Source organism: Achromobacter sp. NFACC18-2, from assembly GCF_900108985.1.
Lineage (GTDB): Bacteria > Pseudomonadota > Gammaproteobacteria > Burkholderiales > Burkholderiaceae_B > Achromobacter.
This window is the reverse complement of the sequence record NZ_FNYM01000022.1, coordinates 38324-52473: the sequence shown is the minus strand read 5'-3', so window position 1 is coordinate 52473 and position 14150 is coordinate 38324. Positions and strand designations below refer to the sequence as shown.

Here is a 14150-nt window from a genome sequence, read left to right as displayed (position 1 = left end):
AGCCATGCGCATCGCGCCAATCGCACACTTCTTGCGTCGTTTCCTTCTTGCATGGCTGCTGGCCGTGCCGGCGCTGGCCGCGCCGGCGGCCGCCGCCGGCGTGGACCAGGCCCTGCTCGCGCCGCTGGCCGGCGACGACACGGACGCCAGGCTGCAAGCGATTGCCGCGCTGGGCCAACTGCCCGATCCGGGCGCTGCCGCGGTGCTGCAGGCGCTGGGCAATGACCAGCTCTACGCCACCGCCGACGGCCGGGTGCTGATCGGAACGGGCGGCGCGCGCGCCACCGATCCGTCCACCGGCGCGTCCGTCGACCTGCCGGCGGACGCGGGCACCATCTCCATCAACAACCGCCTGCGCCGCGCCATCCAGGCCGCGCTGGCGGGCACGCGGCTCTTCTCCGACAATGCCGACGAACGCCTGGAAGCCGCCCGGCGCCTGCAGCAGACCGGCGACCCCGCCCGGCTGCCCATGCTGGAAAAGGCGCTCGCCGCCGAAAAGAACGAGGCCGTGCGCAGCGCCCTGCTGATTGCGCAGGCCAATCTGGAACTCAAGAGCGAAGACGCCGCAAAACGCCGCCACGCGGTCGAAGTGCTGGGCGAGACGAAGAACGCCGCCTTCCGCCCCACCCTGGCCGCCTTGACGCAACAACGCGACGGCGCCTACGCCGAGCCCGACCCCGGCGTGCGCGAAGCCGCCGCCAACGCGCTCAAACAGATCGACCGGCACCTGGCCACGATCGAATGGGCCGGCAATCTCTTTTATGGCGTGAGCCTGGGCAGCGTGCTGCTGCTGGCCGCGCTGGGCCTGGCCATCACGTTCGGCCTGATGGGCGTCATCAACATGGCGCACGGCGAATTGCTGATGATCGGCGCCTATGTGACGTATGTGGTGCAGACGCTGTTCCGCGCCTGGCTGCCGGGCTGGCTGGACTGGTACGTGGTGGCCGCCTTGCCGCTCGCCTTCGTGGTGACGGCGCTGGTCGGCATGGCGCTGGAACGCACGGTGATCCGGTGGCTTTATGGCCGCCCGCTGGAAACGCTGCTGGCGACCTGGGGCATCAGCCTGATGCTGATGCAGGGCGTGCGCTCGCTGTTCGGCGCGCAGAACGTGGAGGTCGGCAATCCCAGCTGGATGTCCGGCGGCATCAACGTGCTGGGCGGACTGGTGCTCACCTATAACCGGCTCGTCATCATCGGCTTTGCCTTCTTCGTGGTGTTCCTGGTGTGGGCGCTGCTGAACCACACGCGGCTGGGCCTCTTCGTGCGCGCCATCACGCAGAACCGGCGCATGGCCGATTGCGTGGGCGTGCCCACCGGCCGCGTCGACATGCTGGCCTTCGGGCTGGGGTCCGGCATCGCGGGGCTTGCCGGCGTGGCGCTGTCCCAGCTTGGCAACGTGGGTCCGGACCTGGGCCGCGGCTACATCGTCGATTCCTTCATGGTGGTGGTGCTGGGCGGCGTGGGCCAGCTTGCCGGCACCGTCATTGCCGCGCTGGGCCTGGGCGGCGTCAACAAAATCCTGGAGCCTTACGCGGGAGCCGTCATGGCCAAGATCACCATCCTGGTGCTCATCGTGCTGTTCGTCCAAAAGCGGCCGCAAGGCCTGTTCGCCCCGCGCGGCCGGAGCGTCGAATGAAACAGACCGCGCTGACCGACCTGAACCTGCTGGCCCGCCGTCCGCTTTTCTCGGGCCGCGTGTGGGCAGCCCTGGCCGCGGGCGTCGCCCTGCTGGCGCTGCTGCCGCTGCTGAACCTGGTGTTCCCGCCGGGCCACGCCCTGCATGTCTCCGCCTATGCCGTGGCCCTGCTGGGCAAGTTCATGTGCTACGCCATGGCGGCGCTGGCGCTGGACCTGGTGTGGGGCTACGCCGGCATCCTGTCGCTGGGCCATGGCCTTTTCTTCGCGCTGGGCGGCTACGCCCACGGCATGTACCTGATGCGCGCCATCGGCCGCGACGGCGTCTACCAGAGCGACCTGCCCGACTTCATGGTGTTCCTGGACTGGAAGAGCTACCCCTGGTACTGGTCGTTCACGGATCACTTCTGGTACGCCATGCTGCTGGTGGTGCTGGTGCCGGGCGTGCTGGCCTTCGTGTTCGGCTACTTCGCCTTCCGCTCGCGCATCAAGGGCGTGTACTTCTCGATCATCACGCAGGCGCTGACCTTCGCCGCCATGCTGCTGTTCTTTCGCAACGACACGGGCTTTGGCGGCAACAACGGCTTTACCGACTTCAAGCGCATCCTGGGCTTTGACATCACCGCGCCGGGCACGCGCGCCACGCTCTACTGGGTCACGCTGGCGGCCCTGGCCGGCGCCCTGATCCTGGCCCGCATGGTCACGCAGAGCAAGCTGGGCCGCGTGCTGACCGCCGTGCGCGACGCCGAAAGCCGGCTGCGCTTCATCGGCTACGACCCGCTGGGCTTCAAGCTGTTCGTGTGGACGCTGTCGGCCGTGCTGTGCGGCATCGCGGGCGCGCTGTACGTGCCGCAGGTCGGCATCATCAATCCCGGCGAAATGTCCACCGAGAACTCCATCGAGATGGTGATCTGGGTGGCCACGGGTGGGCGCGGCACCCTGATCGGACCCATCATCGGCGCGGGCGCGGTGAACGGCCTGAAGACCTGGTTCACCAGCGTGCTGCCGGAATACTGGCTGTATGCGCTGGGCCTCATCTTCGTGCTGGTGACCCTGTTCCTGCCCACCGGCATCGTCGGTCTGGCCCGCCGCATCGCGGCCCGCTTCCAGGAGAAGAAGGCATGACCAGCACGCACACCGAATCCGCCATGCTGGACGGCGGCCCGAGCGGCGAGGCCGGCTACGGCCGCGTCAGCCCCCCGGGCCTGGACACCAGCCACGGCGCCATCCTGTACCTGGAAGGCATCACGGTCAGCTTCGACGGCTTCAAGGCCCTGAACGACCTGACGCTGGACATCGGCGTGGGCGAACTGCGCTGCATCATCGGCCCTAACGGCGCGGGCAAGACCACGATGATGGACGTGATCACCGGCAAGACGCGGCCCACGGCGGGCACGGCGTACTTCGGCCAGAGCATCGACCTGACCACGCTGAACGAAGCGCAGATCGCCCACGCGGGCATCGGCCGCAAGTTCCAGCGCCCGACCGTGTTCGAGCAGCACACGGTGTTCGAGAACCTGGAACTGGCGATGAAGACCGACAAGCGCGTGCGTCCCACGCTGTTCTCGCGCCTGTCCAGCGAAGAGGCCGACCGCATCGGCGAGACGCTGGACCTGATCCGGCTGCGGGCCGAGGTCGGGCGGCCCGCCGGACTGCTGTCGCACGGCCAGAAGCAATGGCTGGAGATCGGCATGCTGCTGATGCAGGAGCCGCAGTTGCTGCTGCTGGACGAACCCGTGGCCGGCATGACCGACGCCGAGACCGAGCGCACCGGCGAACTGCTGAATGAATTGCGCGGCCGCCATTCCCTGATGGTGGTGGAGCACGACATGGACTTCGTGAACCAGATCGCGGGCGACGGCAAGGTCACCGTGCTGCATGAAGGGTCGGTGCTGGCTGAAGGGCCGATGAGCCGCGTGCAGGCCGATCCGCGCGTGATCGAAGTCTATCTGGGGCGCTGAGATGCTGGACGTAAGCACGATCGACCAATACTACGGCGGCAGCCACACCCTGCGCGGCGTGTCGCTGTCCGTGCGCCAGGGCGAGTGCCTGGCGCTGCTGGGCCGCAACGGCGTGGGCAAGACCACCCTGCTCAAGTGCGTGATGGGCGTGCTGCCCGTGGCGCGCGGCGGCATCACGTTCGACGGCGCGGACATCACGCGCCTGGCGCCGCACCAGCGCGCCGCGCGCGGCATGGCTTACGTGCCGCAGGGCCGCGACATCTTCGCGCGGCTGACGGTGGAAGAAAACATCCTGATGGGAATGGCGACCAAGCCCGCGGCCCGCGCGCGGCGCATCAAGGAAGAAGTCTTCGAGCTGTTTCCCGTCCTGAAAAGCATGCTGTCGCGCCGCGGCGGCGACCTGTCGGGCGGGCAGCAACAGCAACTTGCGATTGCCCGGGCGCTGGTGGCCGAGCCCAAGCTCATCATCCTGGACGAACCCACGGAAGGCATCCAGCCGTCCATCATCAAGGACATCGCGCGCGTCATCCACATGCTGCGCGAGCGCGGCGACATCGCGATCCTGCTGTGCGAGCAGTACTTCGATTTCGCGCGCGAGCTGGCCGACCAGTTCGTGGTGCTGTCGCGCGGCGAAGTGGTGGCGCGCGGCGGGCGCGATGCGATCGACGGCGAGGACGTGCGGCGGCACCTGTCGGTATGAAGCCGATCCCGGCGCCGCGGATGGACTATGCTCCCAGTCCTGCATCACGCATCGTCCGAAAACAGGAGCATTCATGTCCGACGTCATCATCTATCACAACCCCAAGTGCGGCACGTCGCGCAACACGCTGGGCCTGATCCGCAACGCCGGCATCGAGCCGCAGGTCGTGCTGTACCTGGAAACGCCGCCCTCGCGCGACACGCTGACGGCGCTGTTCGAGCGCGCCGGCATCAGCGTGCGCGAGGCGCTGCGCGAGAAAGGCACGCTCTATGCGGAACTGGGCCTGGACGACACCTCGCTGTCTGACGACGCCCTGCTGGATGCCATCGCCAAGCATCCCATCCTGCTGAACCGCCCTTTCGTGTCCACCCCGCTGGGCGCGCGCCTGTGCCGTCCGTGCGAGCTGGTGCTGGACATCCTGCCGGCCCCGCAGAAAGGCGCGTTTTCCAAGGAAAGCGGCGAGCCGGTCATCGACGCGCAAGGCAATCGCATCCAGAAGTAAAAGCGGGCGATGCGCGCCCGCATTGCAAGGAAACTGACGGGTACGCCAGATACCATCGCGGCCACTGATTTATTACGCCGCGATGACGTGTCATGGAATTCCTGGAAAGCCTCAACCAGTCCCTGTTTCTTCTGATCAACGCCGATCCGGCCGCGTCCCCGTGGCGGATCCAGGCCGCCCTGCTGGCGGCCAATGCGCTGATCCTGCTGCTGCCGGGCGTCATGGCCGCCGCGTGGCTGTGGGGCAATGAGGCGCAGCGCGAACTGATGCTCAAGGCGCTGGCCAGCATCGCCGTGGCGCTGGGCGCCAGCTACCTGTGCGGGGTGCTGTGGCCGCACCCGCGCCCCTTTGCCATCGGCCTGGGGCATGCCTTCTTCCCGCACAAGCCCACCGCCTCGTTTCCCAGCAACCACACCATCATCATCGCCACCTTCGCGTTCGCGCTGATCCTGGACCGGCAACGGGCCGCATGGGGGTGGCTGGCGCTGGCGGCCGCCGCGCTGGTCGGGACGTCGCGCGTCTACCTGGGCGTGCACTTCCCGCTGGACATCGCGGGCGGACTGCTGCTGGCGCCCGTGGCGGCCGCGATCACGATTCCTCTCTGGCGCCGCGCGGGCGCGCCGCTGACGGCGGCGGCGCAGGGCCTGTACCGCAAAGCGCTGGCCCTGCCGATCGCGCGCGGATGGATACGGGCCTAGGGCCTGCGGCGTAGGCCGGTCAGTTGACCGCCACGTTGGCCTCCTTGACCAGTTTCGCGTAGTTGGCGGTATCGGCGCCAATGCGCGCCTTCATTTCGGCGGCCGAGTCGCCGATGGGAACCGCGCCGATCTCCGCCATGCGCCGCGTGAAGTCCGGCGAACGGATGATCTTCACCATTTCCGCATTCAGCCGGTCCACCACGTCCTTGGGCACGGCCGCCGGCGCCAGCACGCCGAACCAGGTGCCCATGTTGAAGGGCTTCAGGCCCGCCTCTTCCATGGTCGGCACGTCCGGCAGCGCGGCCGAGCGCTGGTTGGTGGTCACGGCCAGCGCGCGCAGCTTGCCGCTCTGGATGTGAGGGAGCACCGGCGTGATCGTGTCGAACGACATGTCGATCTGTCCGCCCAGCAGGTCGGTCGTGAGCGGCCCGCTGCCCTTGTAGGGCACATGCAGCAGCTGCACCTGGCCCGCGCGTTCGAACTGCGCGCCGATCAGATGCTGGCCGGTGCCCATGCCATTGGACCCGTACGTCAGCTTGCCGGGCGCGGCCTGGGCCAGCTTCAGCAGCGACGCCACGTCCCTGGCTTGCAGCTTGGGATTGACGACCAGCACGTTCGGCACCAGCGCCACCGTGGTCACCGGCGCGAAATCCTTCTGGAAGTCGTACTGCAGGCTTTTGTAGACGCTGGTGGCGATCGTGTGATGCACCGCGCCCATCAGCAGCGTGTAGCCGTCCGGCGCCGCCTTGGCCACGTAGTCCGCGCCCAGCGTCGCGCCCGCGCCCGGCTTGTTTTCCACCACCACCGGCTGGCCCAGGCTTTTAGCCAGTTCCTGCCCCAGCGCGCGCGCCAGGACGTCCGTGGTGCCGCCGGCCGGGAATGGCACGACCAGGTTCACTGGCCTGGCCGGATAGGACTGCGCCTGCGCGCCACCCGAAAAGGAAAGGCCCATCAGGCAGGCGAACGCCAGGGCGCGCGCCGTCATCGCTTTCTTATGCATGGTTTGTCTCCTGGATACGAATGGACTTCGTCTTTTATTTGTTGCCAGGCGCAGGCCTTGAATCTGATGTTCTTGGGGCCTGGTTCGATACGGTGTCAGACACCGGAACAGGACACCGCTTACGCCGCCTTGGCCCGCGCCGAGGCGGCCAGCCTCTCGCAGACCGCCGCGGTTACCTGCTCGGTCGTCGCGCGGCCGCCCAGGTCGCCGGTGTGCAGCGCGGGATCGGCGGTGACGCTTTCGATGGCCTGCATCAGCCGGGCGGCGGCCTCGGTTTCGCCCAGATGCTCCAGCAGCATGACCACCGACCAGAATGTGCCGATGGGATTGGCCAGGCCCTTGCCCATGATGTCGAACGCCGAGCCATGGATGGGCTCGAACATCGAGGGGTAGCGGCGCTCGGGATCGATGTTGCCGGTGGGCGCGATGCCCAGGCTGCCGGCCAGCGCCGCGGCCAGGTCGCTCAGGATGTCGGCGTGCAGGTTGGTGGCGACGATGGTGTCCAGCGACGCGGGCCGGTTGACCATGCGCGCGGTGGCGGCGTCCACCAGTTCCTTGTCCCAGGCCACGTCGGGAAACTCGCGGCTGATCTGCAGGGCGATCTCGTCCCACATCACCATGGCGTGGCGCTGGGCATTGGACTTGGTGATCACGGTCAACTGCTTGCGGGGCCGCGATTGCGCCAGCGTGAAGGCGAAGCGCAGGATGCGCTCGACGCCGGCGCGCGTCATGATGGACACGTCGGTGGCGGCCTCGATGGGATGCCCCTGGTGCACGCGTCCGCCCACGCCGGCGTATTCGCCTTCGGAGTTCTCGCGCACGATCACCCAGTCCAGCTGTTCGGGCGTGCAGCGCTTGAGCGGCGCGTCGATGCCGGGCAGGATGCGCGTGGGACGCACGTTGGCGTACTGGTCAAAGCCCTGGCAGATCTTCAGGCGCAGCCCCCACAGCGTGACGTGGTCGGGGATGTCCGGATCGCCGGCCGAGCCGAACAGGATCGCGTCCTTTTCGCGCAGCGCATCCAGGCCATCGGCCGGCATCATGACGCCGTGCTTGCGGTAGTAGTCGCCGCCCCAGTCGAAATCCTGGAAGTCAAAGCGCGGACCGCCCTGGTCGGCCAGTTCCTGCATGACGCGCCGGCCGGCCGGAATCACTTCCTTGCCGATGCCGTCGCCGGGGATGGTTGCGATGCGATAGGTCTTCATGGGCGCCAGCGCTCCGTGTGGATGAAAGTCTGCTGGCACTGTACCGGCCGGGACGCGCGGCGCCCGCGCGCCAATTCACAACATTTTCAACCTGGAGTTGAAAGTGCGGCCGGGGCCGCGCCGGCGGGCTGCGCGCTCAGCCAGTCGGCCTCGTGCGCGAGCAGCCAGCGCTTGCGATGCAGGCCGCCGCCGTAGCCGGTCAGCGCGGCGTTGGCGCCGATCACCCGATGGCACGGAATGACGATGCCCACCGGATTGGCGCCATTGGCCAGGCCGACGGCGCGCACGGCCGTGGGCCGCGCGATGCGCTCGGCCAGCGCGCCGTAGCTGACGGTGCGGCCGCCTTCGATGGCGCGCAGCGCCTGCCAGACCTGCCGCTGGAACGGGGTTCCGCCAAACGCGACGGGCAACCGCGCGATGGCGCCGACGTCGCCGTCGAAATACGCCTGCAGCGTGCGGCTGGCCTGCGAGGGCCGGGCGGCGTCGCGCAGCGCCACCGTGCCCTGGCCGTACTGGCGGCGCAGCAAGGTGTGCATGCGGGACTCGTAGTCTTCCCAGTCCACGGCGCGCAGGCTGGCTTGCGCGTCGGTCAGCACCAGCATCTGGCCCAGGGGCGTGGACAAGCGTTCCAGCAGGAAGGTCTGTACCGCCATGATGCGCTCCGAGCGTGTGGAAATGCCGCCACTATAGACCTGCCCAAGCGACGCGGGCTGGCGGATTCCGGACCTCAGTGTGACCCGCACAACCCTGTCCGGAAACCGCTAGATCCCGCCTGCCTGCCGGCGTTAGCATCGCCGCATGGACCTGAACCCCAACCCGCTCCTCAAGCTGAACCACGACGCCTGCTACCGCGCCATCCAGGTGCGCGACGCCCGTTACGACGGCCGCTTCTTCACGGCCGTCAAGACCACGCGCATCTACTGCCGGCCGGTGTGCCCGGCGCGCACGCCCCTGTCCAGGAACGTCACGTTCTTTTCCACCGCGGCCGCCGCGCAAGAGGCCGGCTACCACCCGTGCCTGCGCTGCCGGCCGGAAACCGCGCCCGAAGTCGGCCCCGGCCACGAGTTGCCGGACAGCGTGGCGCGCGCGCTGCAGCTGATCGAGCTGGGCGCGCTGGACGATGCCGGCGTGGACGCCCTGGCGCGGCGCCTGGGCGTGGGCGAGCGTCAGTTGCGCCGGCAGTTCCGCCAGCATCTGGGCGCGTCGCCCGTGACGGTCGCGCAGACGCGCCGCGTGCTGCTGGCCAAGCAGCTCATTCATGAAACGCAGCTGCCCATGGCCGAGATCGCCTTCGCGGCGGGATTTGGCAGCATCCGGCGCTTCAACGAAATCTTCCTCGACCTCTTCGGGCGGCCGCCGGGCGCGCTGCGGCGTTCGGGCAAGCCCGAGGCGCCGGCGGGGCCGGACGGCGAGATCAAGCTGCTGCTGCGTTATCGGCCGCCGTACGACTGGGACGCCATGCTGGCGTTCCTGCGCGTGCGCGCCATCCCCGGCATCGAAACCGTCGAGGACGACACCTACGCGCGCACCCTCTGCCTGGACGGCGCGCAGGGCACCGTGACGGTCAGGCCCGGCAAAGGCCATGCGCTGCAGGCGACGGTGCGCTTTCCCCGGCTGCAATCCCTTCCGGCCATCATCGCGCGCCTGCGCCGCGTCTTCGACCTGGCGAGCGATCCGGCCGCCATTGCCGCCCAGTTTTCCGCAGACCCGGTCATGAGCGCGCTGATGCAGGCGCGGCCGGGGCTGCGCGTGCCGGGCGCGTGGGACGGCTTTGAACTGGCCATGCGCGCGGTGCTGGGACAACAGATCACGGTGGCCGCCGCCATCCGGCTGGCCGGCAAGCTGGTGGCGGCGCACGGTGTTCCGCTGGCCCGGCCGGACGGCGCGCTGACACACGTGTTTCCCTTGCCGGAAACGGTGGCCGCCGCGGAGCTGGCGTCGCTGGGCATGCCGCGCAGCCGCGCGGCCACGCTGTCGGCGGTGGCGGCCGCCGCCGTGGCGGACCCGCAGCTGTTCGACGCGGCCGGCGGGCTGGACGAGGCCGTGCGGCGGCTGCGCATGATCCGCGGGGTCGGGGAATGGACGGCGCAGTACATCGCGTTGCGCCAGTTGCGGGAACCGGATGCGTTCCCGCATGCGGACATCGGGCTGATACGCGCGCTGGAACGGCTGGAATCGCGGGCGTATACGCCGGCCCAACTGCTGGCGCGGTCCGAGGCCTGGCGGCCATGGCGGGCTTACGCGGCGCAGCACCTGTGGACGGCGTGAGCGCGGCGCCGCGACCGCCCCCGGCCTGAGCGCCTGGGCCTGAGCGCGCCGGCAACCCCGTCGCCAGCGCTACCAGCGGCCTTCCGATCCTTCCCGGAAGTAGCCCACCAGGAAATCCACGAAGGCGCGCACCTTGGCGGACAGGTGGTGGCGTTCGGGAAAGACGGCATAGATGTCGGCCTGCGGCAGCGCATAGTCCTGCAGCACCTGCACCAGCCGGCCGCTGCGCAGGTAGCGCGCAAGGTCCCATTCGGCGCGCTGCAGGATGCCCAGGCCGGCCAGCCCCCACGTCAGCGTGACCTCGCCGTCGTTGCTGCTCAGGTTGCCGCGCACCTTCACGGTCTCGCTGCGCCGGCCCTTGGTGAACCGCCACAGGCCGTAGGCGGCCTCGTTCTGGCGCAGCACGATGCATTGATGGCGCGCAAGGTCATGCGGCGTGGCGGGTACGCCGTGCGTTTTCAGGTAGCCGGGAGAGGCGCAGACCAGGCGGCGATTGGGCGCGATCTTGCGCGCGATGAGGCTGGTGTCGGGCAGATCGCCAAAGCGCACCGCGACGTCGAACGCCTCCCGCACGAAATCCGCAGGCCGGTCGGTCAACTGCAATTGCAGCGAGACCTCGGGATACTGCTGCGCGAATTCCGCGATGGCCGGCGCGATGTAGCTGCGGCCGAAGCCCAGCGGCGCATTGACCTTGAGCAGGCCGCGCGGGCTGGCCTGGCGGCTGGCGATGAGCTCGTCCAGGTCGTCGATTTCGCCCAGGATGCGCCGGGCGTTTTCCAGGTAGACCTCGCCTTCGGCGGTCAGGCTCAGGCGGCGCGTGCTGCGGTTGAAAAGGCGCACGCCCCGCCGCGCCTCGATCTGCGCCAGCCGTTTGCTGACGGCGGCGGGCGTGACGTCGAGCTCACGCGCGGCCGCCGACATGCCGCCGGCGCGCGCAAGCTCCACGACCAGGAGCAGTTCGCCGGAATGCCCCATCGGTGCGGGCCCGTGCCGTCAGTCGCGGAAATTCTCGAACTGCAGCGGCAGGTCGACGTCGGTCTTTTTCAGCAGCGCGATCGCGGTCTGCAGATCGTCGCGCTTCTTGCCCGAGATGCGCAGCTTGTCGCCGTTGATCTGCGATTCCACCTTGAGCTTGGCGTTCTTGATGGCGGCGATGAGCTTCTTGGCGACGGGCTGTTCGATGCCCTGCTTGATGGTGACCTTCTGGCGGGCGCCGCCCAGGTTTTCGAGCGGGTCGGCGACGTCCAGGCAGCGCACGTCGATGCCGCGCGCCGACAGGCGGCCGCGCAGGATGTCCAGCATCTGCTTGAGCTGGAATGCGCTGGAGGCGACCTGGGTCACGACGTAGCCGTCGAGTTCGAACTTGGCTTCGGTGCCCTTGAAGTCGAAGCGCGTGGACAATTCGCGGTTGGCCTGGTCGACCGCGTTGGTCAATTCGTGTTTGTCGACTTCGGAGACGACGTCAAAAGTAGGCATGACACGGGATCCTGTAGGAAATGAATGGCGCAATGCAATGCCCGCCATTTTACCGGCCCCGCGCGCCGCGTCACGCCGACGTGCCGTCAGGCCGTCACCACCAGCAGCCGGTCCGGCCGCAGGGGATGGGGCATGACGTGGGCGTCGATGCCGTAGGCCAAGTGCAGGTTCTTCGGCGTCAGCACCTGCGCCGGCGCGCCCGCCGCGATTTCGCGGCCGCCGCAGAGCAGCAGCAGGCGGTCGCACCAGCGCGCCGCGAGGTTCATGTCATGCAGGATCACCAGTACCCCCGTATCGCCGGCATGGGCCAGGCCCGCCGCCACGCGCAGCAGGTCGCCCTGGTGCCTGGGGTCCAGGCTGGCGGTGGGTTCGTCCAGCAGCAGATAGCGCGGCTCGCCGTCCACGCGCGCCGCCTTGCACTGCACCAGGACGCGGGCGAACTGCACGCGCTGCTGTTCGCCGCCGGAAAGTTCGGGATAGCGCCGCGCGTTCAGGTGGGTCACGTCGGCCCAGCCCAGCGCCTGCTCGACCAGCGCCTCCACCTGCGCGGGCGACAGCTCCGGAAAGGGATAGGCGCCCATCGCCACCACCTCGCGCACGTCCAGGTCAAAGGCGAGGCCGGGCTTCTGGGGCAGCACGGCGCGCCGCCGGGCCTGTTGCCGGTGGCCCAGCCCCTGCACATCGGCGTCGCCCAGCCGCACCGTGCCGGACTCGGGCGCCAGTTCGGCGGACATCGCGCCCAGCAGCGTCGACTTGCCCGCGCCGTTGGCGCCCAGCAGGCCCACCACTTCGCCGGGCCGCACCGCGAGCGACACCTGGTCCAGGATGCGGTTGCCGCCGCGCGTCAGTATGAGGTTCTCGGCCGCGAGCATCATCCATGCCTCCGGCCGCGCGCCAGCAGCCACAAGAAAAAGGGACCGCCCACCAGGCTGGTCACCAGCCCGATCGGCAGTTCGGCCGGCACCACCGCCACCCGCGCCAGCCAGTCGGCCAGCGTCAGCGCCAGCGCGCCGCCCAGCACGCAGGCGGGCAGCAGCCAGCGGTGGTTGGCGCCCAGCGTCATGCGCACCAGGTGCGGCACCACCAGGCCCACGAAGCCGATGCCGCCCGTCGCGGCCACCAGCGGCCCCACGATCAGCGCGCACGCCAGCACCAGTTGCGCGCGCACGCGCTTGAGCGCATAGCCCAGGTGCTGCGCTTCGCGCTCGCCCAGCAGCAGGGCGTTCATCACGCGCCACTGGCGCATCAGCCACCAGGACATCAGCAACACCCAGGGCCCCAGGAACGCCAGCAGCGACCACTTCGCGCCGGCCAGGCTGCCCATGGTCCAGAACGTCAGGTCGCGCAACTGGGCATCGTTGGCCACGAAGGTGAACAGCCCGATCATGGCCCCGGCCACCGCGTTGATGGCAATGCCCGCCAATAGCAGGCCGGCCACGCCGGGCACGCGGCGGCCCAGCGCATAGGCGCAGAAGGTGGCGAGCAGGCTGCCCGCAAAGGCGGCCGGCGCCAGCACCCAGAATCCGCCCGAGGTCAGCACGATGGCGGCCACCGCGCCCAGCGAGCCCCCCGCCGAAATCCCGATCAGGCCGGGCTCGGCCAAGGGATTGCGGAACAGGGCCTGCATCGCCGCGCCCGATATGGCCAGCGCGGCGCCCGCCACCATGGCGAACAGCACGCGGGGCAGCCGGATGTCGATCAGCACGTTGCGCCAGAGCGCGTCCCCGGCCGCCGGCTGGCCCCACAGCAGCGCGGGGATGTCGCGCAAGGGAATCTGCACGGCGCCGCTGCTGCTCGCGGCCAGCGCCACCAGCAGCAGGCCCGCTGCCAGCGCCGCCAGCGCCAGCGGCGCGGGTGCGCGCCTGGCGCTAGCGCCCCATGACACCGGCCGCCTCCCGCTTGAGTTCGGTCAGCGCCAACGGCAAGCGCGGGCCCATGCCCAGTAGCAGCAGGTCGTCCATGACGATGACGCGCTTGCGCGCGGCGGCGGGCGTGGACGCGATGCCCGGCTGGGCCAGCAGCTTGTCCAGGCCGCCCGACGCGTCCAGCGACGTGCGGGTCACGACGATCACTTCGGGCGCCAGCGCGCTGACGGCCTCGGCGGACACCGGCTTGTAGCCATGCTGGTCCTTCAGCACGTTGACCAGTCCCGCCATCGTCATGACCTCGTTGGCGGCCGTGCCGCCGCCCGCGCCCTGCAGCGTGCCGGTGCGGTTGAGCAGCAGGATCGCGCGCGCGCCGGTGCCGGGAATCGCCTCGACCGCCTGGAGGTCGCGGGTGATCTCGGACACCAGGGCTTCGCCCGCCGGCGCCGCGTCGAGCGCGTCGGCAATGTTGCGGATGCGCGCCTTCAGCGACTCCACCGACGGCGAATCCGGCACGGTGACGATGCGCACGCCGACCTCGCCCAGGCGCTTGAGGGCGTCGGGCGGCCCCGCCTGCTCGGACGCCAGCACCAGGTCGGGCTGGAGCGCCAGCACGCCCTCGACCGGCACCGCGCGGTAATAGCCGACGCGCGGCAGCTTGGTCGCGGCCTCCGGGTACAGGCTGGACAGATCGTCTCCCACCAGCTTGCCGCCCTGCCCCAGCCGATACACGATCTCAGTCACGCTGCCGCCCAGCGTCACGACCCGCTCGGGCGGCGCCGCCTGCGCGCTTGCCGCCAGCATCCACGCCAACCCTGCCAACCATTTTTTCATCGCCAT

Annotated in this window: 15 protein-coding genes; 7 read left to right on the top strand and 8 right to left on the bottom strand. The window is 69.5% G+C overall.

The window, feature by feature from the left end; all coding sequences use genetic code 11:
- The first annotated feature begins 4 nt into the window (after positions 1-4).
- The 6 genes from urtB (at position 5) to BMW75_RS26160 (ending at position 5496) form a co-directional block, all read left to right on the top strand.
- Positions 5-1636: an urea ABC transporter permease subunit UrtB gene (urtB, locus tag BMW75_RS26185; RefSeq protein ID WP_092582474.1), complete on the top strand. Its 1632-nt coding sequence runs from the start codon at positions 5-7 to the stop codon at positions 1634-1636.
- Positions 1633-2760: an urea ABC transporter permease subunit UrtC gene (gene urtC, locus BMW75_RS26180; RefSeq protein WP_076516217.1), complete on the top strand. Its 1128-nt coding sequence runs from the start codon at positions 1633-1635 to the stop codon at positions 2758-2760. Before urtB ends, urtC begins: the two co-directional genes overlap by 4 nt.
- Complete coding sequence (gene urtD, locus BMW75_RS26175; protein WP_092582473.1) at positions 2757-3596, top strand: urea ABC transporter ATP-binding protein UrtD; 840 nt, start codon at positions 2757-2759, stop codon at positions 3594-3596. The genes urtC and urtD overlap by 4 nt, the downstream gene beginning before the upstream one ends.
- Position 3597: 1 nt before the next feature.
- Positions 3598-4296 carry an urea ABC transporter ATP-binding subunit UrtE gene (urtE, locus tag BMW75_RS26170; protein WP_076516221.1) on the top strand — a complete coding sequence of 233 codons (699 nt, stop codon included), beginning with the start codon at positions 3598-3600 and terminating at the stop codon, positions 4294-4296.
- 73 nt (positions 4297-4369) lie between these two features.
- Entirely contained in the window at positions 4370-4798 is a 429-nt protein-coding gene (gene arsC, locus BMW75_RS26165) for an arsenate reductase (glutaredoxin) (protein ID WP_092582472.1), read from the top strand.
- A 92-nt stretch (positions 4799-4890) separates the two neighbouring features.
- Complete coding sequence (locus BMW75_RS26160; protein WP_092582471.1) at positions 4891-5496, top strand: phosphatase PAP2 family protein; 606 nt, start codon at positions 4891-4893, stop codon at positions 5494-5496.
- A gap of 19 nt (positions 5497-5515) precedes the next feature.
- On the opposite strand, the gene BMW75_RS26155 is transcribed toward BMW75_RS26160, so the two are convergent.
- From BMW75_RS26155 to ogt, 3 genes are all read right to left on the bottom strand, one after another.
- Positions 5516-6496 carry a Bug family tripartite tricarboxylate transporter substrate binding protein gene (locus BMW75_RS26155; protein WP_092582470.1) on the bottom strand — a complete coding sequence of 327 codons (981 nt, stop codon included), beginning with the start codon at positions 6494-6496 and terminating at the stop codon, positions 5516-5518.
- 119 nt (positions 6497-6615) lie between these two features.
- A complete protein-coding gene (locus tag BMW75_RS26150) occupies positions 6616-7701 on the bottom strand; it encodes a tartrate dehydrogenase (RefSeq protein ID WP_092582469.1) in 1086 nt (361 codons plus the stop codon).
- Positions 7702-7787: 86 nt separating this feature from the next.
- The gene (ogt, locus tag BMW75_RS26145) at positions 7788-8354 is read right to left on the bottom strand and encodes a methylated-DNA--[protein]-cysteine S-methyltransferase (RefSeq protein WP_092582468.1); all 567 of its coding nucleotides are present in this window, start codon (positions 8352-8354) and stop codon (positions 7788-7790) included.
- 145 nt (positions 8355-8499) lie between these two features.
- Between ogt and BMW75_RS26140 the strand changes: the two genes are divergently transcribed.
- Positions 8500-9969 carry an AlkA N-terminal domain-containing protein gene (locus BMW75_RS26140; protein WP_092582467.1) on the top strand — a complete coding sequence of 490 codons (1470 nt, stop codon included), beginning with the start codon at positions 8500-8502 and terminating at the stop codon, positions 9967-9969.
- A 69-nt stretch (positions 9970-10038) separates the two neighbouring features.
- On the opposite strand, the gene BMW75_RS26135 is transcribed toward BMW75_RS26140, so the two are convergent.
- The 5 genes from BMW75_RS26135 to BMW75_RS26115 form a co-directional block, all read right to left on the bottom strand.
- Positions 10039-10944 (bottom strand): LysR family transcriptional regulator, encoded by a 906-nt coding sequence (locus tag BMW75_RS26135; protein WP_092582466.1) that lies wholly within the window; start codon positions 10942-10944, stop codon positions 10039-10041.
- An 18-nt stretch (positions 10945-10962) separates the two neighbouring features.
- Entirely contained in the window at positions 10963-11445 is a 483-nt protein-coding gene (locus BMW75_RS26130) for a YajQ family cyclic di-GMP-binding protein (protein ID WP_092582465.1), read from the bottom strand.
- An 86-nt stretch (positions 11446-11531) separates the two neighbouring features.
- A complete protein-coding gene (locus BMW75_RS26125) occupies positions 11532-12320 on the bottom strand; it encodes a heme ABC transporter ATP-binding protein (protein ID WP_092582464.1) in 789 nt (262 codons plus the stop codon).
- Entirely contained in the window at positions 12317-13264 is a 948-nt protein-coding gene (locus BMW75_RS26120) for a FecCD family ABC transporter permease (protein ID WP_092582508.1), read from the bottom strand. The genes BMW75_RS26125 and BMW75_RS26120 overlap by 4 nt, the downstream gene beginning before the upstream one ends.
- 49 nt (positions 13265-13313) lie before the next feature.
- A complete protein-coding gene (locus BMW75_RS26115; RefSeq protein ID WP_092582463.1) occupies positions 13314-14144 on the bottom strand; it encodes a heme/hemin ABC transporter substrate-binding protein in 831 nt (276 codons plus the stop codon).
- Positions 14145-14150 lie beyond the last annotated feature (6 nt).